The 23534-nt window shown below is 60.7% G+C and carries 23 protein-coding genes and 2 tRNA genes; 13 read left to right on the top strand and 12 right to left on the bottom strand.

Annotated features, from left to right (window positions below; translation table 11 throughout):
• Positions 1-69: 69 nt before the first annotated feature.
• From FZX13_RS08700 to FZX13_RS08680, 5 genes are read left to right on the top strand one after another with little or no spacing between them, the layout of a single operon-like run.
• Positions 70-501 (top strand): photosystem I reaction center subunit II PsaD, encoded by a 432-nt coding sequence (locus FZX13_RS08700; protein WP_226409228.1) that lies wholly within the window; start codon positions 70-72, stop codon positions 499-501.
• A gap of 60 nt (positions 502-561) precedes the next feature.
• Complete coding sequence (locus FZX13_RS08695) at positions 562-2079, top strand: anthranilate synthase component I family protein (protein WP_226409226.1); 1518 nt, start codon at positions 562-564, stop codon at positions 2077-2079.
• Positions 2076-3221, top strand: coding sequence for a glutamate--cysteine ligase (gshA, locus tag FZX13_RS08690; RefSeq protein ID WP_226409224.1), 1146 nt, complete (start codon positions 2076-2078; stop codon positions 3219-3221). The genes FZX13_RS08695 and gshA overlap by 4 nt, the downstream gene beginning before the upstream one ends.
• 32 nt (positions 3222-3253) lie before the next feature.
• Complete coding sequence (ppc, locus tag FZX13_RS08685) at positions 3254-6247, top strand: phosphoenolpyruvate carboxylase (RefSeq protein WP_226409223.1); 2994 nt, start codon at positions 3254-3256, stop codon at positions 6245-6247.
• Between the two features lie 6 nt (positions 6248-6253).
• Positions 6254-6709 carry an N-acetyltransferase gene (locus FZX13_RS08680; protein ID WP_226409221.1) on the top strand — a complete coding sequence of 152 codons (456 nt, stop codon included), beginning with the start codon at positions 6254-6256 and terminating at the stop codon, positions 6707-6709.
• Positions 6710-6726: 17 nt separating this feature from the next.
• Here FZX13_RS08680 and FZX13_RS08675 read toward each other — a convergent pair.
• Positions 6727-6800 (bottom strand) — tRNA-Arg (locus tag FZX13_RS08675).
• Between the two features lie 103 nt (positions 6801-6903).
• Between FZX13_RS08675 and recF the strand changes: the two genes are divergently transcribed.
• Together recF and speD are read left to right on the top strand one after the other, a co-directional pair.
• The gene (recF, locus tag FZX13_RS08670) at positions 6904-7998 is read left to right on the top strand and encodes a DNA replication/repair protein RecF (protein WP_255618110.1); all 1095 of its coding nucleotides are present in this window, start codon (positions 6904-6906) and stop codon (positions 7996-7998) included.
• Between the two features lie 31 nt (positions 7999-8029).
• Entirely contained in the window at positions 8030-8497 is a 468-nt protein-coding gene (speD, locus tag FZX13_RS08665) for an adenosylmethionine decarboxylase (RefSeq protein WP_115022841.1), read from the top strand.
• Positions 8498-8513: 16 nt separating this feature from the next.
• On the opposite strand, the gene larE is transcribed toward speD, so the two are convergent.
• Positions 8514-9341 carry an ATP-dependent sacrificial sulfur transferase LarE gene (larE, locus tag FZX13_RS08660; RefSeq protein WP_226409219.1) on the bottom strand — a complete coding sequence of 276 codons (828 nt, stop codon included), beginning with the start codon at positions 9339-9341 and terminating at the stop codon, positions 8514-8516.
• 53 nt (positions 9342-9394) lie between these two features.
• Here larE and FZX13_RS08655 point away from each other — a divergent pair, with 53 nt between their 5' ends.
• Positions 9395-10543, top strand: a complete 1149-nt coding sequence (locus tag FZX13_RS08655; protein WP_115022838.1) for a cob(I)yrinic acid a,c-diamide adenosyltransferase — start codon at positions 9395-9397, stop codon at positions 10541-10543.
• A 9-nt stretch (positions 10544-10552) separates the two neighbouring features.
• Here the strand turns inward: FZX13_RS08655 and moeB are convergent, their stop codons facing one another.
• Positions 10553-11689, bottom strand: coding sequence for a molybdopterin-synthase adenylyltransferase MoeB (gene moeB, locus FZX13_RS08650; protein ID WP_226409217.1), 1137 nt, complete (start codon positions 11687-11689; stop codon positions 10553-10555).
• On the bottom strand, positions 11661-12188 hold the full coding sequence (locus FZX13_RS08645) for a M67 family metallopeptidase (protein ID WP_226409215.1): 528 nt from the start codon (positions 12186-12188) through the stop codon (positions 11661-11663). The genes moeB and FZX13_RS08645 overlap by 29 nt, the downstream gene beginning before the upstream one ends.
• Positions 12189-12198: 10 nt before the next feature.
• Between FZX13_RS08645 and FZX13_RS08640 the strand changes: the two genes are divergently transcribed.
• Complete coding sequence (locus FZX13_RS08640; RefSeq protein ID WP_226409213.1) at positions 12199-12585, top strand: CAAD domain-containing protein; 387 nt, start codon at positions 12199-12201, stop codon at positions 12583-12585.
• 3 nt (positions 12586-12588) lie between these two features.
• Here the strand turns inward: FZX13_RS08640 and FZX13_RS08635 are convergent, their stop codons facing one another.
• Positions 12589-13476 (bottom strand): fructosamine kinase family protein, encoded by an 888-nt coding sequence (locus FZX13_RS08635; protein ID WP_226409211.1) that lies wholly within the window; start codon positions 13474-13476, stop codon positions 12589-12591.
• A gap of 50 nt (positions 13477-13526) precedes the next feature.
• Between FZX13_RS08635 and crtD the strand changes: the two genes are divergently transcribed.
• Entirely contained in the window at positions 13527-15029 is a 1503-nt protein-coding gene (gene crtD, locus FZX13_RS08630; protein ID WP_226409210.1) for a C-3',4' desaturase CrtD, read from the top strand.
• On the opposite strand, the gene FZX13_RS08625 is transcribed toward crtD, so the two are convergent.
• On the bottom strand, positions 15013-15894 hold the full coding sequence (locus FZX13_RS08625; protein ID WP_115022828.1) for a prephenate/arogenate dehydrogenase: 882 nt from the start codon (positions 15892-15894) through the stop codon (positions 15013-15015). The genes crtD and FZX13_RS08625 overlap by 17 nt on opposite strands.
• 83 nt (positions 15895-15977) lie before the next feature.
• On the opposite strand from FZX13_RS08625, the gene FZX13_RS08620 reads away from it, so the two are divergent.
• The 3 genes from FZX13_RS08620 to FZX13_RS08610 all read left to right on the top strand — a co-directional run bounded on the left by FZX13_RS08620 (position 15978) and on the right by FZX13_RS08610 (position 18122).
• Entirely contained in the window at positions 15978-17423 is a 1446-nt protein-coding gene (locus FZX13_RS08620; RefSeq protein WP_226409302.1) for a helicase, read from the top strand.
• Between the two features lie 35 nt (positions 17424-17458).
• Entirely contained in the window at positions 17459-17707 is a 249-nt protein-coding gene (locus FZX13_RS08615) for a DUF2839 domain-containing protein (RefSeq protein ID WP_226409208.1), read from the top strand.
• 70 nt (positions 17708-17777) lie between these two features.
• Complete coding sequence (locus tag FZX13_RS08610; protein WP_226398191.1) at positions 17778-18122, top strand: DUF1815 family protein; 345 nt, start codon at positions 17778-17780, stop codon at positions 18120-18122.
• Between the two features lie 2 nt (positions 18123-18124).
• On the opposite strand, the gene recA is transcribed toward FZX13_RS08610, so the two are convergent.
• From recA to FZX13_RS08580, 6 genes are all read right to left on the bottom strand, one after another.
• On the bottom strand, positions 18125-19246 hold the full coding sequence (gene recA, locus FZX13_RS08605) for a recombinase RecA (protein WP_115022820.1): 1122 nt from the start codon (positions 19244-19246) through the stop codon (positions 18125-18127).
• 86 nt (positions 19247-19332) lie between these two features.
• Positions 19333-20082 (bottom strand): HAD family hydrolase, encoded by a 750-nt coding sequence (locus FZX13_RS08600; RefSeq protein ID WP_226409206.1) that lies wholly within the window; start codon positions 20080-20082, stop codon positions 19333-19335.
• A gap of 9 nt (positions 20083-20091) precedes the next feature.
• Positions 20092-20163: transfer RNA gene (locus FZX13_RS08595), tRNA-Gln, on the bottom strand.
• A gap of 103 nt (positions 20164-20266) precedes the next feature.
• On the bottom strand, positions 20267-21895 hold the full coding sequence (locus FZX13_RS08590; RefSeq protein ID WP_226409205.1) for an AAA family ATPase: 1629 nt from the start codon (positions 21893-21895) through the stop codon (positions 20267-20269).
• A gap of 22 nt (positions 21896-21917) precedes the next feature.
• Entirely contained in the window at positions 21918-22949 is a 1032-nt protein-coding gene (locus tag FZX13_RS08585) for an LdpA C-terminal domain-containing domain (RefSeq protein ID WP_226409203.1), read from the bottom strand.
• A complete protein-coding gene (locus FZX13_RS08580; protein WP_115022813.1) occupies positions 22916-23377 on the bottom strand; it encodes an NAD(P)H-quinone oxidoreductase subunit N in 462 nt (153 codons plus the stop codon). The genes FZX13_RS08585 and FZX13_RS08580 overlap by 34 nt, the downstream gene beginning before the upstream one ends.
• Positions 23378-23534 lie beyond the last annotated feature (157 nt).

The following is a 23534-nucleotide window of genomic DNA, read 5'->3' as shown; positions in this document are numbered from 1 at the left end:
GAGAGCAAAAGAGCAACCGATGACGGTGCTACTTTCCAGTCGTAACGGCTCTTGTGGATTCCTTCAGCCATGGCAGCAACGGCGTTGAATGGTCAACTTCCTCATCACATCGCCAGCACTGGCGGACTTCTGAACTCAGCAGAGACTGAAGAGAAATACGCGATCACCTGGACCAGCAAGACAGAACAGGCTTTCGAGCTCCCCACCGGTGGGGCTGCCTTGATGAACTCAGGCGAAAACCTGATGTATTTCGCCCGCAAAGAGCAGTGCCTCGCCCTCGGCACCCAGCTGCGCACCAAATTCAAGCCCCGGATTGAGGACTACAAGATCTACCGGATCTACCCCGGTGGTGACACCGAGTTCCTGCATCCCAAGGATGGTGTTTTCCCCGAAAAGGTGAACGAAGGGCGTTCCATGGTCGGGCACAACGCCCGTCGCATCGGCGAAAACGTCAACCCTGCCAACATCAAGTTCAGCGGACGCAACACATTCGATTCCTGAACGATCAATCTCCAAGCCCGGAGGTCGTGATCTTCGGGTCTTGGCTGCGATGATCAGGAGATGTTCAGTCCCGATCGCGACGCCTTTCATCAGGCGGTTTGCAGTGGCGCCAACCTGATCCCTCTGGCTCAGAGTTGGCCCGCAGATCTAGAAACACCCCTCACCACCTGGATCAAGGTGGGAGAGGGTAGGCCTCCTGGTGTTTTGCTGGAGTCTGTCGAAGGAGGTGAAACCCTCGGACGCTGGAGTGTGATCGCCTGCGATCCCCTCTGGACAGCATCAGCCAGGAATGACCGTCTGACACGCACCTGGCGCGATGGTCGTAAAGACGAGTTCACGGGCAACCCGTTTGAATCACTCCGCGACTGCTTAGCTCCTTACGCCTGCGTCAACCTGCCGGGGTTGCCCCCTCTGGGACAGCTCTATGGCGTTTGGGGCTACGAACTGATCCAATGGATTGAACCAACTGTTGCGGTGCATCCCCGAGCCGCGGCCGATCCCCCGGACGGGATCTGGATGCTGATGGACGCACTCCTGATCTTTGATCAGGTGAAACGGCAGATCACGGCCGTCGCCTTCGGCGACTTGTCCGATGGCGCGGATGAGGAACAGGCCTGGCGGTCCGCCATCGGACGGATTGAAGACCTGCGCCAACGGATGGATGCACCTCTTCCGGCCGTCCAACCGCTGACCTGGGATGCCAGAAGCAAAGAACTTCCCGCCGTGCGCTCCAACCGCAGCCGCGATGAATTCGAAGCCGCCGTCGACACTGCCAAAGAACACATCGCGGCCGGCGATGTCTTTCAACTGGTGATCAGTCAGCGCCTTGAGACCGACGTTCCTCAGTCGCCCCTGGAGCTGTATCGCAGTTTGCGGATGGTGAATCCATCTCCCTACATGGCGTTCTTCGACTTTGGGGACTGGCAACTGATCGGCTCAAGCCCGGAGGTGATGGTTCAAGCCGAGCCTGCAGCAGATGGCATCCATGCCAGCCTGCGGCCCATAGCGGGCACCCGACCTCGGGGAGCCACGCCACTAGAGGATCGAGAGCTGGAAGCTGATCTGCTGGCCGACCCCAAAGAGCGCGCTGAGCACGTGATGCTGGTTGACCTGGGACGCAATGACCTCGGCAGGGTCTGCCAACCCGGAAGCGTGGCAGTGCAAGACCTCATGGTGATCGAGCGCTACTCACACGTCATGCACATCGTCAGCCAAGTCGAAGGACGCCTGGCCCCGACGCACGATGTGTGGGATTTGCTGATGGCGGCCTTTCCCGCCGGCACCGTCAGCGGCGCACCGAAGATCCGTGCCATGCAACTCATCCATACGCTTGAGCCCGATGCGCGCGGCCCCTATTCCGGGGTCTATGGATCCGTCGATCTGGCCGGAGCCCTCAACACGGCCATTACGATCCGAACCATGGTGGTGCAACCACGAGACGGCGGTGGATGCCGGGTCAAAGTTCAGGCCGGGGCCGGCATCGTTGCCGATTCACAACCGACGGCTGAATTCGAGGAAACCCTGAACAAAGCACGGGGAATGCTGACAGCACTGGCTTGCCTGAACCCGCCGGGATGACAGCTCAAAACCTTCTACTGAAAGGCTTCGAGGTCGAACTGTTCACCGGTCAGCCCAACGGAGCCAACGTCGGCGTCGCCACCGACGTTGCCAGGGAACTGCCTGGCTTCGTAACAGAACCGGACAGTCGCAATCTCGAATACATCACCGAACCGATCAGGGATTACGCCGAACTCCCCGAGGCACTGCTCGCGCCCCGACGGGAATTAAGGCAGTGGCTGCACGAGCGGGAGCTCACGCTTCTACCAGGCAGCACCATGAGTTTGGGAGACAGCAGCCGGTTCGAACGCTCGGACCCCGGCAATGCGTATCACGCTCTCATCGAGCGGCTTTACGGCACCAGGGTCGTGACGGCCAGCATTCACATCAACCTCGGCATCACAGATCTGAACTGGTTGTTTGCGGCGGTCCGGCTCGTGCGCTGCGAGGCGGCTCTCCTGCTCGCCATGAGCGCCAGTTCCCCCTTTCTGGATGGGCGCAGCACAAGCCACCACTCCCAGAGATGGCATCAATTCCCCCTAACGCCGCAATCGGTTCCCCTATTTCGGGATCACGACCACTACATCCAGTGGGTGGAGGAGCAACTGGCCACGGGGGCCATGCGCAACGAACGTCACCTATGGACGTCCGTTCGTCCCAATGGTCCGCGACGCCCGTACGACCTCAACCGACTGGAATTACGCATCTGCGATCTCATCACCAATCCCCATGAGCTGCTGGCGATCACCTGCCTGCTTGAGCTGCGGCTTCTGGCCCTCAGACAGGACATGACTCGCCTCGATCCCCTTTGCAACAGCGTCCTATCCGCGGATGAGCTGGCCCAGCTGGCTGACAGCAATGATGCAGCCGTCGCTCAATCAAGCCTGAAGGCTGAACTCAAGCATTGGCGGGATGGCCGTGCGATCACCTGCAAGGACTGGCTTGAGGAGCTGCTTGATGAGCTCGCTCCCCTCGCCGAATCCCTCCAGCTCAGTGCTTATTTGAAGCCGTTGGATGCACTGCTGACCCACGGCAATCAGGCCATGCGCTGGGAAGCGGCTCATGCCCGGGGCCAATCCATCGATGACTTGCTTCAGGAGGGGATCCAGCTGATGCAGCAGGAAGAACAACAGATAACCACCGGGGAACCCTGTTTGGGATGATCATGTTGAGTCCGTCGCAGCGTGGAGACTTCATGCCCGAGTCCACCACCCATGTCTCCGACAACGAGACAACACGCTTGAACGGTGGTGCATCCGGTGCCGGGCAGCTTCTTCAGCACCGTCTGGATCTGATTGAAGACCTGTGGAAAACGGTGCTGCGCAGTGAGTGCCCACCGGAGCAGAGCGAACGTCTGCTGCGACTCAAACAACTCAGTGACCCTGTCTCCTTAGAGGGACGGGACGGCGACAGCACGAGCGAAGCGATCGTCGAGCTGATCCGAGCCATGGATCTTTCAGAAGCCATCTCGGCGGCCCGCGCCTTTTCGCTCTATTTCCAGCTCATCAACATCCTTGAGCAGCGGATCGAGGAAGACAGCTATCTCGACAGCCTGCGGCCCAATCTCAGTGCTGAATCGGCTCAACGGGACGCTTTTGATCCTTTTGCGCCCCCTCTCGCCAATCAGACTGATCCAGCCACCTTTGGAGAAGTCTTCGAGCGGCTGCGTCGGATGAACGTCCCCCCCGCGCAGGTGGAGCACCTGCTGCGGGAGCTGGATATCCGTCTGGTGTTCACCGCCCATCCCACGGAGATCGTTCGGCACACCGTGCGTCACAAGCAGCGACGTGTGGCCAACTTGCTCCAGCAACTTCAATCAGACAACCCTCTCGCGAATCAGCTGCGCGAGGACTGTCGCGACCAACTGGAAGAGGAAATCCGACTGTGGTGGCGGACCGATGAACTCCACCAGTTCAAACCCACCGTGATCGATGAGGTGGATTCGACCCTGCACTACTTCCAGCAGGTGTTGTTTGACGCGATGCCGAAACTGCGGAAGAGGCTGATCACTGCTTTGCATCGGCATTACCCCGATGTCCAGGTCCCCCAGGCATCCTTCTGCACATTTGGCTCCTGGGTGGGTTCCGATCGGGACGGCAATCCCTCGGTGACACCCGACATCACCTGGCGAACAGCCTGTTACCAGCGTCAGCTGATGCTGGAGCTGTACATCTACTCCGTCCAGTCGCTACGCCAGCAGCTGAGCATCTCCATGCAGTGGAGTCAGGTGGCGCCATCACTGCTGGAGTCCCTGGAGATGGACCGGCTCCGGTTCCCGGAGATCTACGAGCGCAGAGCAGCTCGATACCGACTGGAGCCCTACCGGCTGAAGCTCTGCTACGTGCTCGAAAAACTTGAGCGCACGCTCGCCCGCAACAATCAGCTGTCGGAGGCGGGCTGGCAGATGCCCTGTGAAGCCCTGACCGATCCCAAGGACGGACTCGGCGGAGCGGATGTCCTCCACTACACCTCGGTGGATCAGTTCCGCAGTGACCTGGAGTTGGTCCGCAACAGCCTCGTCAGCACCGAATTGAGCTGCGAACAGCTCGACACGCTGCTGCACCAGGTGCACATCTTTGGGTTTTCGCTGGCCAGCCTTGATATCCGTCAGGAGAGCACCCGCCACAGCGATGCGATCGATGAACTCACCCGCAACCTGGAACTGCCCCAGGCCTACGGGGACATGGATGAAACGCAGCGGATGGCATGGCTCCTCCAGGAACTGCAGACCCGCCGGCCCCTGATTCCGCCAGCCACCAGTTGGTCAGCGCCGACATCAGAGACGTTGGCGGTGTTCCGAATGCTGCAGCGCCTCCAGGAAGAATTCGGCCAGCGGATCTGCAACTCCTATGTGATTTCGATGAGCCACACGGCATCGGATCTCTTGGAGGTTCTGCTGCTGGCGAAAGAGGCGGGTCTGGTGGACCCGCCGAACAAACGGGCCTCCCTACTGGTGGTGCCGCTGTTCGAAACCGTGGAGGATCTCCAACGGGCCCCCGCGGTGATGGAGGGGTTGTTTAAAACGCCGCTGTACCGCGAACTCCTACCGGTTGCAGGCCAACAGAAACAGCCGCTGCAGGAGCTCATGCTGGGCTACTCAGACAGCAACAAGGATTCCGGCTTTCTCTCCAGCAACTGGGAGATTCACCAGGCTCAGATCGCACTTCAGGAACTCGCCAGCCGCCAGGATGTGGCGCTTCGCCTCTTTCACGGCCGCGGTGGGTCTGTCAGTCGTGGAGGCGGGCCGGCTTACCAGGCGATCTTGGCCCAACCCAGCGGCACGCTGCAGGGCCGAATCAAAATCACCGAACAGGGTGAGGTACTGAACTCCAAGTACAGCCTGCCCGAGTTGGCGCTGTACAACCTGGAGACCGTGACCACGGCCGTGGTTCAAAACAGCCTGGTAACCAACCAGCTGGATGCGACGCCAAGCTGGAATCAGCTGATGAGTCGCCTCGCCACCCGTTCAAGGGAGCATTACCGGGCTTTGGTTCACGACAATCCCGATCTGGTGGCGTTCTTCCAGCAAGTCACTCCGATCGAGGAAATCAGCAAACTGCAGATCTCCAGCAGACCGGCCCGACGCAAAACAGGCGCAAAAGACCTGTCCAGTCTGCGGGCGATCCCCTGGGTCTTCGGTTGGACCCAGAGCCGTTTTCTTCTGCCGAGCTGGTTTGGCTTCGGCACAGCTCTGTCGGAAGAAGTGGGCAGCGACTCCGAACAACTCGATCTGCTGCGCCGCCTCCATCAACGCTGGCCGTTCTTCCGGATGCTCATTTCAAAGGTAGAAATGACCCTCTCCAAGGTGGATCTCGACCTGGCTCATCACTACATGAACAGCCTGGGGCACCCCGAACAGCGAGAGGCCTTTGAAGCGATCTTCCAGGTGATCGCCAAGGAATACGAACTCACCCGCAAGCTGGTGCTGGAAATCACGGGACAAAACCGACTGCTGGGAGCTGATCAAGGGCTGCAGTTGTCCGTTGATCTGCGCAATCGCACCATCGTTCCCCTGGGCTTTCTCCAGGTTGCGCTGCTGAAGCGACTGCGTGATCAGAACCGGCAACCGCCCATGAGCGAAACCCCGGGAGCGCCCGAAGACACACGCACCTACAGCCGCAGTGAGCTGCTGCGAGGTGCACTGCTCACCCTCAATGGCATTGCAGCCGGCATGCGCAACACCGGTTGAGCCACTGTGCTGTCGTTCCTTCAACAACCCTCGATTCCACCGTTGCCCCAGGGCACGCGACTTGAGACATCGACCCCTCCAACGTCTGAACAGCTCAACACCCTGCTGATGTCCTGTGGGGAATCAACCCACCCGGAAGAACGCTGGGAGCTCGCGCTTCAGCGCAGTCTGTGGCAAATCAGCATCCTGGATGAGTCGAATGGGGAACTGATTGGATTTGTGCGGGCCACCAGTGATCTAGCCCTCAACGCCAATCTTTGGAATTTGGCAGCGAAACCGGGGCCAAACCAAGCGATCCTCTTCGCTGTTCTGGTGCATCGTGCCCTGCAAATCCTGCGTCGGGATCTACCAGGCTGCAGTCTTTCGATCTCGGCACCAGCAAATGCCCTCCAGGCTCTCAAAGAGCAAGGTTTTCTGATTGATCCCAATGGCATCCGAGCCATGGGACTCAGCCTGAGCTGAGACATTGAGGTCAAACACGAGCATGGAGGGACTCGAACCCCCGACCCTCAGAACCGGAATCTGATGCTCTATCCAACTGAGCTACATGCCCACTGATCGGCGGTAAGCCGCAGTGATATCGAGCGGCAACCGACCCGATACAGGTACCTTACTCACTGTTCGCCCCTGCACCCATCCGGCTACACAGGCTCCAGCTGCAGGGCTTCCGGAACCACACCGTTCTGCAGCTTGAACTGACGCAGCCGCGCTTGCTGGTGATCGGACCCAACGGAATTGGCAAGTCCAACCTGCTCGAGGCGGTTGAGTTACTGGGCAGCCTGCGCTCCCATCGCTGCAGCAATGATCGGGACCTCATCCAGTGGGACAGACCCCAGGCCCTGATCCGTGCCGACGTGGGGGATGGTGATCGTCTGGAACTGGAACTTCGTCGCCAGGGAGGGCGTCAGGCCAAGCGGAACGGAAAGTTGCTGGATCGGCAGCTGGACCTGATTGGTCCGCTGCGCTGCATCGGCTTCAGCGCCCTGGATCTTGATTTGGTGCGAGGCGAACCCGGTCTGCGCCGGCAGTGGCTTGACCGCGTCGTGCTGCAGCTCGAACCGGTCTATGCCGATCTGATGGCACGGCTCAACCGGTTGTTGCGACAGCGCAGCCAGCTTTGGCGCCAGAGACAGACCCCCAGCGCCGAACGCCATGCGCTGCTCGACGCTTTTGACGTCCAGATGGCGCTGGTCAGCACCAGAATTCACCGGCGGCGTCAACGGGCCCTGCAACGGCTGGAACCAATTGCCCAGCGCTGGCAGGCCCACCTCAGCGGTGGGACAGAAGCTCTGGAATTGCAATACAAACCAGGCAGCCGACTCGACGGAGAAGACGCCGAAGAACCATGGCGACTCGCCATTGAGGAGCAACTGCGCGACCAGCGGGAAGACGAGGAACGCCTCGGCAACTGCCGCGTGGGGCCACACCGGGATGAAATCGCCCTGCTCCTGGGCGGCAGCCCAGCACGACGGTTTGGATCCGCTGGACAGCAGCGGTCGCTGGTGCTGGGGCTGAAGCTGGCTGAACTGGAGTTGGTGACCCAGTTGTGCGGAGAGCCACCGCTGCTGCTTCTCGATGATGTGCTCGCCGAACTGGATCCAACCCGACAGCAACTCTTGCTCGAAGCCGTGGGCGAATCGCATCAATGCCTGGTGAGCGCCACCCACCTCGAAGGCTTTGGCGGCGGGTGGCAGCAGCAGGCCCAAATTCTCGGAGCAAGAGACCTGAGACCAGACCTGGACATCAGATAGTCTGGCGGCCTTGTTTTTCTCTCATCGCCTGATGGAGCAGACCCTCTCTGAACTGCATCCCAACCCGGGATGGGGTGCAACTGAGATTCATGCCACCGACATGGTCGGTAAACACTGCATTCTCGAGCTCTACGACTGCGATCCAAACCGGCTCGACGACGAAGCCTTTATCCGCACAACGATCACCTCAGCAGCCAAAGGCGCTGGTGCAACGCTGCTGAACCTGATCACCCATCAATTCCAGCCCCAGGGGGTCACAGGTCTGGCCCTGCTGGCGGAATCCCACATTTCCATCCACACCTGGCCGGAATCCGGCTACGCAGCCGTTGATGTGTTCACCTGTGGTGACCACACCATGCCGGAGCAGGCCTGCGCGATTCTCTGCACGGAGCTTCAAGCGAAACGCCATGCGCTGAAAAGCTTTCTGCGCGAAACGCCTGCAGCTATTGCCACTGGGGTGAGAGAACCCGTGGAGACACCGACCCAGCTCCCCAGCTGAACAGACCGGCAAGCGTTCAGCGGCGGTTCAACTTGCCGCTGACCAGACCTTCGAGATCCAGGTTGACGGAGGTGAACCCAAGCGAGCGAAAGGTTTCGACCAGAGGTTCGCTCTCCGCGAGCGCGAACACAGCGCGAATCTGTTCACTGGGCACCTCAATGCGCGCAGCGAGACCATGGGATCGCACACGGACTGTGCTGAAGCCCCTGGCGATCAACCAGGCTTCCGCCTGGCCAACCCGCTTCAGCCGTTCAGCACTGATGCTTTCGCCGTAGGGGAAGCGAGACGCCAAGCAAGGCTGCGCTGGTTTGTCCCACCAGGGGAAACCGAGGGCCCGCGACAGCAGACGGATCGCTGCTTTGTCGATCGACAATTCAGCCAGGGGGGAGCGAACCCCAGCCTGTTGGGCGGCCTCGATACCAGGGCGATGATCACCCAGGTCATCGAGATTGACCCCATCAATCACCAACGCATCGCCCGCCTCCTCGGCAATGGGCTGGAGATGGTGATGCAATTCGCGCTTGCAGGCAAAGCATCGATCGACGGGGTTACTGCTGTAGTCAGGGTCGCTCAACTCGGCCGTAGGACACTCCCGATGCTGAATGCCGATCCAGGCAGCCTGGTCACGCGCCTCCCGCAACAGATGAGGAGCCAATGCCGGAGATACGCCCGTTACCGCCAAGGCTGAACTGCCCTTGGCTTCATAGGCGATTGCCGCCACCAGGGTGCTGTCGACCCCACCGGAATAGGCCACACAAAGTGCGGACTGCGCATCCATCCATTGCCGCAATTCAGCCAGCTGTTGCTGCTCACGATCCGCCAAAGGCTCCTGCAACCGAAACATCAGCGGGGAAAATCGTTTGATCTCTGTAGGCTCCAACGGTAAGAGCCGCCCCCATGCCTCAAAGCATCGGCATCGTCACCGCAGCGGACAGTCGCGAGCGCAGCCATGGACAGCTGCACATTTATGACGGCGAGGGCAAGGGCAAAAGCCAAGCCGCCCTTGGGGTTGTGCTGCGCACCATCGGACTCGGCATCTGCGAGCAGCGGCAGACCCGTGTGCTGCTGCTGCGCTTCCTCAAGGGTCCCGGCCGTGCCTACGACGAGGATGCGGCCATTGAGGCCTTGCAGCAGGGCTTCCCACACCTGATCGACCACCTACGCACCGGAAGGGCCGACCACTTCACGGCAGAGGAAGCCACCCGCTTCGACCGAGAGGAAGCGCAGCGGGGGTGGGTGATCGCCAAAGGCGCGATCGCTAGTGCCCTCTACTCGGTGGTGGTGCTTGACGAACTCAATCCTGTGCTGGACCTCGGTCTGCTGGATCTTGAGGATGTGGTCCGCACCCTCAGCAACCGGCCGGAGGGGATGGAAATCATCGTCACCGGTCGGGCCGCACCTGCCCCATTGGTGCGTGAAGCCGACCTCCACTCCGAGATGCGGGCCCATCGCCGTCCGGGCATGAACGACAACCGGGTCGTGCCTCTCAATGTGAGCAGCGGCATCGAGATCTACACCGGGGAAGGCAAAGGCAAATCGACCAGTGCGCTCGGGAAGGGCCTGCAGGCCATCGGTCGGGGCATCAGCCAAGACAAGAGCCATCGGGTCTTGATCCTGCAGTGGCTGAAAGGCGGCAGCGGCTACACCGAAGACGCGGCGATCGCCGCCCTTCGCGAGAGTTATCCCCATCTGGTGGACCACCTCCGCTCCGGCCGTGATGCGATCGTCTGGCGGGGCCAGCAGGAACCGATTGACTACGTGGAAGCCGAGCGGGCCTGGGAGATCGCAAGGGCAGCTATCTCAAGTGGCCTATACAAGACCGTGATCCTCGATGAGTTGAACCCCACGGTGGACTTAGAGCTGCTGCCGGTCGAACCGATCCTGCAGACACTGCTCCGCAAACCGGCGGAAACCGAAGTGATCATCACGGGGCGCTGCAAAAACCCTCCCGCCTATTTCGATCTAGCGAGCATCCATTCGGAGATGGTGTGCCACAAGCACTACGCCGAACAGGGTGTCGATCTCAAGCGAGGGGTGGATTACTAACCCTGGGGTTCAGTAGCGGGGAACCGCAGGATCCACCTGCTGCGACCAGGCATCAATTCCACCGGTCACATTCGTGGCCGCGATGCCCTGCTGCCCCAGCAGCTCAACGGCACGCGCAGAACGCCCCCCGAGTTTGCAGTGCACCAAAAGGCGCCGTCCCTCCGAAAGGGAGCGGATTCGATCGATCGCCTCTCCACTTTCCAATGAGGCCAACGGGACTAAATGGCTGCCATCAATCGACGCCACCTCTGCCTCAGCAGGATTGCGCACATCGACAAGCACAATCTCGCCTGGGGCGGAGTCGAGCAAGGCCTTCAGCTCCATGACATTGATGGATTCCATCTCCGATGTCGCCGGACGGCAGAACTCGCGATAGTCAACCAGGCTTTCAATCTTCGGGCGATCGGGATCAACGCGGAGGGTGAGTTCCCGAAAGCGCATCGCCAGGGCATCCACCACCAGCAGCCGACCATCCAGGCATTCACCGATCTCGGTGATCAGCTTGATCGCTTCCGTGGCCTGAAGCAGACCGATCAGCCCCGGCATCACGCCCATCACCCCAGCCTCTGAACAAGACGGAACAGACTCAGGCGGGGGAGGTTCTGGGAGCAAATCGCGGTAGTTAGGGCTCATCGGCGTGCGATTGAACACGCTGACCTGGCCGTCAAAGCGCTGCACGGATCCATAAACAAGTGGCTTGCCAAGCAACACGCAGGCGTCGTTGATCAGATAGCGACTGGGGAAGTTATCCGTGCCGTCACACACCAGGTCATAGGCACCGATGAGATCCAAGGCGTTGTCCAGATCAAGCATGTGTTCGTGCACATCGACCTGGCAGTGAGGGTTGAGCTCATGGATTCGAGCTGCTGCCGACCGAGCCTTGGAACGACCAACCCCACTTGAGATGTGGATCACCTGACGCTGAAGATTGGAGAGCTCCACTACATCACCATCCACGATTCCGATGCGGCCAACGCCTGCCGCAGCCAGATAAAGCAGCAGAGGAGATCCCAGCCCACCGCTGCCAACACACAGCACAGACGCAGATTTCAGCCGGAGCTGGCCTGACGGGCCAACCTCGGGAAGGATCAGATGGCGGGCATAGCGACCCCGCTCATCAGCACTCAGCATCGATCGGTCCTGCATGGTTGTGAGTGTCCCAAAGCTGGATGGGAATTTCATCCACGGTGCGGTCGCCATGCAGCCACCAGGCACGCAACCCAACCGAAGCCGAAAGAATCAGCATCAGACCTTCAGTCTCTCCCCAAAGCCGATCGTGATGCGATGGCACTGCTGGGGAAGCCGGATGGGAGTGGGCCACGCCAAGACAACATTGATGGCGTGCACGAGCCCAACGCTGCGCTGCAAGCTGTTCTCTGGGGTCCACCAGAAATCTGCGGCGGCGGCCGATGACAGGCTGCTGCTCTGATCCTCCTCGCCCCCAAACATTGCAACAGGGCCAGGCCGTTTGAAGTCTCAAGAGCCCTGGCGAGACCCGTTCGCCAAGCAGCAATGCACAACCCTCCTCGGGGTGAGGTGCCAGCAGCGTGCAGCACAGATCCGTGTGGCATCGGTAATCAATTTGCAGCACGGATGGCGTATATCGCGTCTCACCGATACCCTCAGCTGAAATAGCGAATGACATGGTCGTTTCCATGAGTGACGCCCCCACTGAAGTCAAGGATGCCGACACAACCGTGACGACACCCGTCGACGCTCCTGCTCAGGAAGACACCACCTCCTTTGCTGAGCGCTACAGCGACGTTCTGGGCAAGGTGAACGACACCCTTGACCAGGTCGACTGGAGTCAGATGGGACGCATCGGCAAGATCGTTGGCATTTTTGCCGCTGTCATCATTGCCCAGATTCTGATCAAGGGCATCCTGGACACGATCAATCTCCTACCGATCGTTCCAGGGCTGCTTGAACTGCTCGGCGTGGTCGTGGTCGGCCAATGGAGTTGGCAGAACCTGACCACCAGCGACAAGCGCAACGCCCTGGTTCAGCGTGTTCAAACACTCCGACAGGAATACCTGGGCTGATCCTCAAAGCCGTCGAGCCAGATCGCCAAGACTGGCTCGACATTGGTTGATGTAAGCGCCCCCAAATAAATTGGCGTGGTTGAGCAGGTGGTACAGGTTGTAGATCTCAACCCGACCGTCAGCGCCTGGAACCTCAGGAAGGACTGTCCGATAGGCAGATCGGAAATTTTCCCCGAAGCCGCCGAACAGTTGGGTCATGGCCAGATCGACTTCCCGATCAGCCCACCAACTGGCGGGATCAAAAATGCTTCCCCGTCCATCCGCGAGGCTGGCGGCATTCCCACCCCATAGATCGCCATGCACCAACGCAGGACGCGGTTGATGTTCATTCAGGTGCTCTGCAAGGCGATACAACAACGGGTCCAAGTCGATTGAAGCTTGATTCAACCCATCAAGGGCCTCGAGCTGCGGGCGCAGCCTCAACTCCACGAAGGCCGATCCCCAGTCATCGCGCCACCCCCCCGGTTGAGGTCCAGCGCCGATGAAGCCGTCACGGTGCCAGCCGAAACGAGCTGGGCTAGAAGCCATCGACGACTGATGAAGCAGTGCCAAACCCCGGCCGAGGGCTGTTTGGTCGTTGCCACCGCAATCCAACCAGGGCAACAGCAGCACCGCACCATGGGGCAGTGCCGCCAGAGCGATGGGCTGGGGCACAACCAAGAACGAGGCATCGGCTTGGGCATGCAAGGCCTCAAGGGCCTCCGCCTCCACTTCAAACAGGGGCAGCGCGCTAGCGCCACCGCTTTTGGCAAACAACACCTGACCATCACGGAGGCACAGTTTCCAGGCCTGATGAATGCAACCACCCCCGACGGGGGAGACATCCGTGATGACAGCCCCCGCCAACGGGCCATCTTCCGCGGTGAGATCCCGGCGCAGTTCGCTGTTCATCCTCAGCAAGCTCCCTGTCTTGCCAGCATGGCCTGATTCTTCAGGGCGTCGTGAGCGATTCCAGCGTGATCGTGGTGGGTGGTGGAATCGCTGGCTTAACGGCAGCGGCACTGCTGGCCCGCGATGGCGTCGACGTCACGTTGCTGGAAGCGCATCACCAAACAGGGGGATGTGCAGGAACATTCCGTCGCCGTGGATGGGTGTTTGATGTTGGGGCGACCCAGGTCGCTGGGCTAGAGCCCGGGGGCAGTCATGCACGACTGCTGAAGCATCTGGACATGCCTCTGCCCACGGCAGAGCTTCTGGACCCAGGTTGTGTGGTCGACCTGGGTGATGGCTCGCCCCCCATTCCCCTTTGGCATGACCCGGAAGCGTGGGCCGCTGAACGGGAGCATCAGTTTCCTGGCAGCAAACCTTTCTGGAGCCTTTGCCATCAGTTGCATCGCAGCAACTGGCAGTTCGCCAATCAGGACCCCGTGGTGACTCCACGATCCCTCTGGGATCTCGGCACCATGCTACGGGCCCTGCGGCCCGCAACGCTGGCATCGGGACTGTTCACAGGTCTGACCATCGCCGATCTGTTGCAGCTGTGTGGATGCGGTGACGATCCACGGCTGCGGCGCTTTCTCGACCTCCAGCTGAAGCTGTACTCCCAGGAGCCGGCCAATCGCACCGCCGCTCTCTACGGCGCCACAGTCCTACAGATGGCTCAAGCGCCACTGGGTCTCTGGCATCTGGAGGGATCGATGCAGGTGCTGAGCGACCAGCTGGTGGCCGCCATTAAGCGCGACGGCGGGAACGTGCTTTTGAAGCATCGGGTTACCAAACTGCAGCCCTGCTCATCCGGTTGGCAAGTGCATGTCACCACGGCCGGAGACGAGCACAAACAACTCAACAGTCGCGATGTGGTCTGCAGCCTTCCCCCCCAGTGCCTGCTGAAACTGATCGATCTGAATCAGCTGCCCAAGGGATATCGAAGGCGACTAGAAAACCTGCATGAACCGAGTGGTGCACTGGTTCTCTACGGAGCGGTATCTCGTGATGCCCTGCCCGATCCCTGCCCAGGCCATCTCCAGCGCGGCTGCGCATCCCCGGGATCCCTATTTGTCTCTGTCAGCCGCGACGGCGACGGGCGCGCGCCCCGGGGACAGGCCACCTTGATCGCCAGCGTGTTCACTCCAACGGGTGACTGGTGCCGCTTGCCGGAGCCGGACTATCAGCAGCGAAAGCAAGAAATGATGACCCTGATCCAAGCAGAACTGAACAGCTGGCTCAACCTTCGGGAGGATGCCTGGTTGCACGCTGAGCTGGCAACGCCGCGGGGCTTCGCCGGCTGGACGGGTCGTCCCAATGGAATGGTGGGGGGACTCGGGCAGCATCCCAGCCGGTTTGGCCCCTTTGGCCTGGCAGGACGAACGCCCATGCCCGGTTTTTGGCTCTGCGGCGACAGCCTTTACCCAGGCGAGGGAACAGCAGGGGTCAGCCTGTCTGCCCTGAATGCCTGCCGTCAGCTCATGGCGGAACGGGGACAGCCCCTCAGCTTTCGGAGCTGACCTCACCAGGTGCCCTCAAAAAATCTGGGCGCAGGGTTTGCGTTCGGAGCAATTCCAACTCCAATTGAGACCAGTTTTGCTGGAGAACGGCATCTTCAAGCTGCTCAAGGCTCCAGCGGTAGGCTGCCAATCCGCGCAACACCGCATCTCGATTGGTGGAGGCCATCGCCACCCCCAACTGCGGATTCCCTCCACCCACGCGACTGGTGTCGGCAAAGCCGCTGGAGGCCAGCACCATCGCCAGCTGCCGGATTTCCGGATCCCGCTCATCGCCCACCGCACGCAGCAGTGCGGCACTGACCAGCACCGGCATATGCGAAATCAAAGCAACGGCCTGGTCGTGTTGAGAGGCGGTGGACGTCAGCCAATGTCCACCCACGCTGAGGGCAAGATCACGAACCTGGTCCAAGGCGATGGGGTCCGTTTGAGCATCCGGAGTTGCGATCCAGGGGCGACCTCGGAACAGATTCAGCACACCGGCATCGACGCCCGCCTGGGCCGTACCCGCCATGGGGTGACTCGCCACAAAGCGGGGATGCCGGTGGCGCCAAGCCGCCAAAACGGGCTGCTTAACCGAACCGACATCGGTCACCACGGCTGATTTAGGCAGTGCGGCCACCAACTCTTCAGGTGGGTTCAGCAATAAGGGAATCGGCAAGGCCAGGATCACCACATCGCAATCCGCGAGGCAGCGCGGATCCGTCGACACCGTTCCCACCAGCCTCCGGGCCATGGCACGATCCGCCGTGATCTGACGATGCACGAGACCCTGCACCGTCCAACCTTGCGCCTGGAGATCGAGACCGAGGGATCCCCCAATCAATCCAAGGCCAACGATCCCCACCCTTCCCGGTTGCACCGCCATCACTCCTGCAGGGTCGTAAAGCCATGTTGATGGATGGATTGCCATGAACCAATCACAGGGGGAGCCCTGCTTAGGGTTTGACGATGTTGGAAGCCCAGGCCCACCATCAGATCAAAACCCTGCTCCGCCAGGAGGAATCGGATTGGCCCCACCACCTGACCCTGAGCCGGTTGGTGGCCAGAAGCCTGAGGCGTCGCGATACAACGCTCGTCCAACTCCCCCCCAGCAGCATCGAACGTTGGTGGCTCGGTCTTCTTGTACCGCTTTGTCTGGCTCCCGAAGCTGGGGCTCTTGTGTTGACGGCCCCCCAGCGTCGGCGCCTGCTCCAGTTGGAATTGCCCCGTTTACGGAACCAGGGCCTACGCCTTCCCTGTTGGCAAGGGAGAACCCCACCTGAGGGGCCACAGCTCTGGTTGATGGATGTTGCAGAGCTGATTCAGGCCCATCGGGACGGGCACTTGGGCACGCGACAACTGCTGATCCCGGAGATGGATCAGTTGAGCCGTCGAATGCGCAACGCCCTCACGTTTGAGATCACTCCCCATCACTGGGACGAGCTTCGCCAAGCCTGCCCACAGGCTGAAGCCGGGTTGATGGAGCTGCATGACCGGATGAGCCGACAGCTGTTCGCTGGAGCCACGCGACCAGGGGGCGCGGTGCGACTCGAGGGATCAGCAGGGCAAGCGCTGCGTGACCTCCTCCAGCTGATGCCATCGAGCCCTGAGCCCTGGGACAAGCTCCGCAAGATCAACCCGGCGGACTGGACGGAGTGGGCTGAACTCGATCACCGGTTGCTCCAATGGCGCTGGCAGCTGGCCCCCTTGGAACCCCTTCAACTTCTGCGGGGGGTTCTGCATGATCACCCCTGCCTGATGTTTAGCAGCAATGGAGATAACGCAAGGCTGGATCTGGAGTTTGAGCAGGCGGGGGTGGTCCCCGACGTTCGCGCAACACTGCGCGAACGGGAGCTCAATGAACCCCTCCCTCTCTATGCCCCCCGCCGCCAGCCGCTGCCGAACACACGGATCTATTCCCAACATCTCCTTGAGGAGAGCAGACGGCTCATCCTTGGTCAGGCGGGAATGACCATCCTTCTGATCAATGACGACCAACTACGGCGCCAGCTCACCAGCTCCCTGGCTGCCGAATTCGGACGCCGTGTAGACCATGAATCGACTGCACCCGAAAGCAATGGTGTGGTGACCTGCAGCTGGGACTGGTGGCTTGAGCATCAGGAGCATCTCCCCTCTCCAGCGCAGCTGATTATCGGCATGCTTCCCCTCGCCAGCCTGGACAATCCACTCACCTCAGCAAGGGTGGAACGCATGAAACAACAGGGCGAAGACTGGTTCCGCACCCTGCTTTTGCCGGAAGCATTGAGCTTGATCCCAGCAGCCATTGCACCACTGCGACGCAGCGGTGGACGCCTAGCCATCCTTGATGGTCGTCTCCGAGGGCGCAGTTGGGGTGATCAGGTGCTGCATCGGCTTGAGCCCTGGATTCCACTGCAGCGACTGCTGCCGGACTGAACAACGCCTAACCTCCGTTCAACGCGCAGAAGTGCATGGGAGAAGCACGCCGCCGAGCTGCACAGGGCCTGCCCCCTCGTCAGCCCAAGACCAACACAAAAGCACCGGATACATCGCCGCGAGTGGTGTCCTGGCTTCCTCTGACGCGCAATCAGACACAGCAGTTCATGGCGGTGACCACACGCGGCGCCTGGATCGGCATCGGAGCCATGGTGGTCCTATGGATCACAGTGCGATTCATCGGACCCGCCGCAGGTTGGTGGACGCTCTCGGATACCCCCTGATCGGCCAGCCGGACCAAACACGCGAAAACGAAAGAAAACTTTTAGGATTGGTCTCATTGGAGACTCAATCATGTTTCCGCGTTTAGCCGAGCACTACAGGTCTGTCGTCGAAGACTTGGTGATGAGCCTGCAGGCCCTCGCCGGCAGCCTCGAAACTGCCGGCGTCACAGCCACCTGTTACTCCTGCGGCGACGGCCGCGATGGCCATGGCGCGTCTTTTGTGGCTGACATCGGCGATGGCCACATTGTGCGCTTTCTTGTCTCCGATTTCGGCATCAGCTGGGTGGAATCCCGCAATGGCCGAGAACTCGTGAAATTGGAGGGAGCTGAAGCCATCCAGGAACTACACCGAATGGCTGAACTGGCTCAGCAGGGCCAGGTCTGCGGCAAGCAGTCACTGACCCAAGCCGGCTGAGATCAAGCAGCCGCTTCCGGGGCCTTACCCGGAGTCGACTTATCGACAGTCGCCTTCGCAGCAGCCGCCAGGGGCCGCATGGAATTCGACTTCACTTCCGAACCTTCCGTCAGCTTTTGACGCACGAGCGTCTCAATCGTGGCCGTCGATTCCGGGTTCTCCTCCATCCAGGTGATGGTGTTGTCGCGACCCTGCCCGATGTTGTCTCCCTCGTAGCTGTACCAAGCGCCCTTGCGCACAACCACGCCTGTCTCTTCGGCGAGATCGAGCAGACAGCCCAGTGTGCTGATGCCGCGGCCAAAAAGAATGTCGAATTCAGCAATGCGGAAGGGTGGCGCCACCTTGTTTTTCGCCACTTTCACTTTGGCCCTGATCCCGAATTCCTCCGTCCCCTTCTTGAGCGTCTGAATCCGACGGATGTCGAGGCGAACCGAGGCATAGAACTTGAGCGCATTGCCTCCAGTGGTCGTCTCTGGATTGCCGTAGGTCACACCAATCTTGAGACGCAGCTGGTTGAGGAAGATGACGGTGCAACCCGACTTGCCGATGTTGCCGGTGATCTTGCGCATGGCCTGACTCATCAGACGCGCCTGACTGCCAACCGCCAGGTCTCCCATTTCTCCCTCGATCTCGGCGCGGGGCGTGAGAGCGGCCACCGAGTCGATCACGACAAGATCAACCGCCGCCGATCGCACCAGTTGATCGACGATCTCCAGAGCCATCTCACCGGTATCGGGCTGAGAGACCAGAAGGTTCTCAACATCCACACCCAACGAAGCGGCATAAACGGGGTCCAGAGCATGCTCCGCATCCACGAAGGCCGCCACACCACCACGCTTCTGCACTTCAGCAATCGCATGCAGGGTGAGAGTGGTTTTACCGGAACTTTCTGGGCCATAAATCTCCACCACCCGGCCCTTCGGGTAACCACCACCCAGGGCAAGATCAAGGGTCAGAGCACCGGTGGAGATCGTCTCCACCCTCATGCGGGAGGCATCGCCGAGCCGCATGATCGACCCTTTACCGAAGTTGCGCTCGATCTGACCAAGGACCAGATTTAGCGCCTTGTCTTTCTCGCCGGAGGAGCGGGGGTCGGAAGCACTGGATTTCATATCTGCAGGCATGGAAGAGACCTGAAACTAAGGAACGAGAGATCCAATGCCACAGAAGCGCCGAATCGTCTCAGGTAGTACAAGCGTACCGTAGCGAATCAGGGCCATTGCGCCAGGGGGGCCCGGAAACGATCCGGATGGAGCAACGCAATCCCGGGAGGAAGATTGCTCTGATCCTGGGGGCGAAGATAGCCCCAACTCACCAGGAAGCAGGGCAGTCGTTCCAACCCTGGCGTGGACCGCACAGCCTCCAGCGTCGCCCGACGGTCTTCAACGAAGCCACACAACGTTCGCTGCTGCTGAAGCTGAAGCAAAACCTGGGGCTTCGCTCCAGCTTCGCGACCGTCCAAACGCCAGGGATGCAGGCCAAGACTGTTCAGCAGCTCAGCGGTAAAGGCCTGGGTCTTGGTGGTCAAGACAGCCCAGTCCACGCCCTCAGCCTCAAGCTGGCGGAGCCTTGCCACCAACCCTGGGAAGGGCCGATGCAACGCCAACCAAGCGGAGCGGTTCTGCCGAACAGATTCATCACGGGACGCATCCAGGGCGGCTTGCAGCTGCTCCGGCTCCCATCCGTGACGCTGTAAAGCGAGCGCCTGGGCTTCGTCGTAGGACTGCATCCAAACCTGGGGGTCCAGAACAGGCAGCTCAGCAGCCAGCAACACCATCTCCCAACCGTGATGCACCCATGGGCGCAGCCGACGGAACGCATCAGGCACCCGGTCGGGAGTCAATCCTGTCGGAGAGGCATCAAGGCGAAGACACGCATGCCAAGCACTCCACCAGTACTCGGCCATGCCATCGACGATGACCCCGTCGAAATCGAACACCAGCAAGGGTCGATGGTTCATGGACAAAAACTGGGCCGCTAGGATTCGAACCTAGGAATGGCGAGACCAAAACCCGCTGCCTTACCGCTTGGCGACGGCCCACTGAACCGGAAAAGACCACAACCTGCGGCTCACCGGATCACTAATAGTTACTCATAGCAGCCAACCCTTCGTCAATCCACCGGGCGAATCAAGCGAAGGGCGATCAGGGAGGGAAGACCCGCAAACGCGACTGTTCGGCTTGACCGAAAACATCACTACGCAGTTGGTAACGACTGACAAGATCCGCCTGCATGCGAAGCACGCGTTCCGTTCGCGGCAACAACTCCACGGGCCTGCCTTGCGGCATCACCACTTGTTCCACTGCAAGCCGGCATTCCTCAAGAGCAGCAAATTCATCGTCCTTTGACGCCCGATCGGGAGCGATGGCATCCGCAGCCGTTTCACTTGCCCGACGACTCAAGAGGCGAGCCATAGCACGGGTCACCTGGGGCAGGGTGTCGGACTTGATCACCAGGATTGGAATCCCAAGATCCCTAGCCTGACGCCTCAGAGACGGTTGGCGGCTGAGTCCCAGCCGAATGCTCAACACAACATCCGCCTCACTTAAGTCGTCCACCACCCGCGCAGTCCAGCCGTGAGAACGAATGGTTTCGTCCACAAGCCGGGGGGTGATCCCACAACAGAGAACCTGCAAAACGTCGGTGTTCTCAGGAGGGGCAGGAGGAGAAGCTTCTGCTGCACTGGTCTGAGGCACAGACACAGGAACAGAGACAGGCCGTCCAGCTGCCGGTCGAGGAGAAGGAGGGCTTAGCAAACCCGACGACTGCGGGGGATCGACAAGCTGAACACCACCCTCAGCAGTCAGCTCGCGCTCCTGAACTCTGGGCTGCAGGCCCCTGAGCAACTGGTCCACCGTGGCAGCAACGTCGGTATGCACGGCCCAGCGGTGTCGACTGTGCATTTCAACCGCAACTGGAAAAGTTGGGTCAGCCGCGCGCTCGAGCACCGTCTTCTGACTGCGCCGCCGCCGGGCCTCCTCATCCCCAAGGGTGACCGCCTGAATTCCACCCACCAGATCACTGAGGGTGGGGTTCTTGATCAGGTTCGCCAGGGCATTGCCATGAGCGGTGGCGACCAGCACCACGCCACGCTCAGCGATGGTGCGCGCCGCCTGCGCCTCCAGCTCGGTGCCGATCTCATCGATCACGATGACTTCAGGCATGTGGTTTTCCACCGCCTCGATCATGGTTTGGTGCTGCAGTTCAGGCCTGGCCACCTGCATGCGACGGGCCCTGCCAATCGCGGGATGCGGGATGTCGCCATCACCCGCGATCTCATTGCTCGTGTCAATCACCACAACGCGCCGCTCCAACTCATCAGCGAGCACCCGGGCGATCTCCCGCAATGCCGTTGTCTTGCCGACACCCGGGCGCCCCATCAACAGCAGGGACTGCCCTCCATCCAAAAGATCCCGCACCATGGCAACGGTGCCGAACACGGCACGCCCCACCCTGCAGGTCAGACCAACCACCTCACCCTGGCGGTTGCGGATCGCGCTGATCCGGTGAAGGGTCCTTTCAATTCCTGCCCGGTTATCGCCTCCGAACTGACCAATCCTGGCCACCACCGCCGCAAGGTCCTCCCGAGACAAGGGCGTGGAGCCCAGTGCCAAGGCACGACCTGGATAACGCGCTTCCGGGAGTCGACCGAGATCGAGCACCACCTCAAGCAGCTGCTGTCGAGCCTCCTCCGCCCGCAACTGCTCCTGCACGGCATCCGGCAGAAGTTCGAGAAGGCGATCCAGATCGTCGGTGACCCGTTGCGTGCCCATGGGATCTGCGCGTTTCAGCCTTCTAGCAAGAGCGGCGCAGCCATGGAGTAACCAATGGACGCGCAAGGGAGAGGGCACGCTCCCAACCCTCGGGCCATTGCCACAGGGCAGATCCACGGGTTTGCGCCTCATTGAGCACGGGCATCAGCAAGCGACGCGCCACACCACCAAAGGCAATGCCAGCCGGCCGTTCCGTCGAATGCAAAAGATCCACCGTTGCGGCATTGGTTCCACCGGCAAGCTGCAGCGGACCAGGTGGTGCCAGAAGACGCATGGCACGCCAGAGCTGAACCGCAGCCCGCGCTGTTCCAGCCCCCACATCACCACTCATCGGCCGCCCATCCAATTGCCAGAGGGGCCTGTAACCGGCTTGCCGCAAACAGGAATGGCGATGCCACAGCAACCGAGCCAACTGATCAGCATTCACGCCATGACCCTCCAACCCGCAGCTCACGGCCAAGCGCTGCAAGGGAACGTTGTGGTGCTGAAGGCTTTGGATCAGCATCGTGGAGCCCTCCTCATGCCCAGACCCCGTGTGAATCTCCACCGCATCGGGATGAATGGATTTCAGCAGCGTGATCACCTGCTCTGGAGCCAGTCGATGGTCGCGTTCCTCGATTAGCCCATGGGGGCAGGCCGGCAAGCAGCGACCACAGCCATAGCAACGCTGCTGGTCGATCCCAGCACCGGGAGGGATTGCTGCAGCGGGGCAAATCCTTTCGCAAGGACGCGGACAGTCCGCGGGACAGCGGTCGGCGTCGAACCAAGCCTTGCGGAAGTGAGCATCCATGCCATCGCTGAGGCTGACCATGAGCCAGGGACGATGGCCCGTGTGGGCTTCAGCCCAGTCGAGGCCACGACGGGCTGCAAGCGCGACCGCTGGATCGGCAGCCACATCAATGCAATGAACACCGACAGCCGCAAAAACAGCGGTCAGATCGGCAATGGCAGGCAAATCCTGATTGCTGGCCCCACAGATGAGCTTGACCCAGCGGCCCTGATCGAGGGCTTCGTCAGGTGTCAGGCGTTCAAATGTGTGGTCATCGGTTCCCACTTCAGGCTTCGGGCACCACCCATCTCCACGATGATGCGTAATCGGGGTTCGCGCTTGCAGAGGTCGCAAAGCGAGAGAAGTTCCGAACGCGACAGCACCTGACCCTCAAGAAGCCAGAGAGCCACAGGGGCATCACCCTCAAACAGGTCTCCGAGCTGGGGAGCCACCTCCTGCACTTCTCCCACAGCAGCACCACGACCCACGCTTTGATGACCGAGATGGGGAGGACGGATGCCGTGCTTCTGGGTGAGGAACACCTCCGGATCACCGAGTCCCCGGGCTGATGTCATGCGGGTGCGGTATCCAGCGCCTCGCAAACGACGCAGCAAGCGCGTTTCTGCACCACCCTCGAGCGGGGCCTGAACAGCCAGACAGCCATTGGCTTCGAGATCGCGGCGAAATGCCTGACCGGTGAGAAGCAGAGGCATGGCATCTACAGGGATTGGAGTGATTCTGGCAGCAGGCAGAGGGATCAGGGGAGCTACAAGGGCGGTGGTGTAGGTTCGTTGTTTGTTCTGTGTTTCTGTGCCCGTCCGCTAGCCGGGCCTCCAGTCGACAGAACAGATTCGACGATTGCGTCGGATC

The organism is Synechococcus sp. MU1625 (assembly GCF_020514205.1).
In the GTDB taxonomy this organism is placed as follows: Bacteria; Cyanobacteriota; Cyanobacteriia; order PCC-6307; family Cyanobiaceae; genus Parasynechococcus.
Note: the sequence above shows the minus strand (reverse complement) of the source record. Positions and strands in the feature narration are given on the sequence as shown.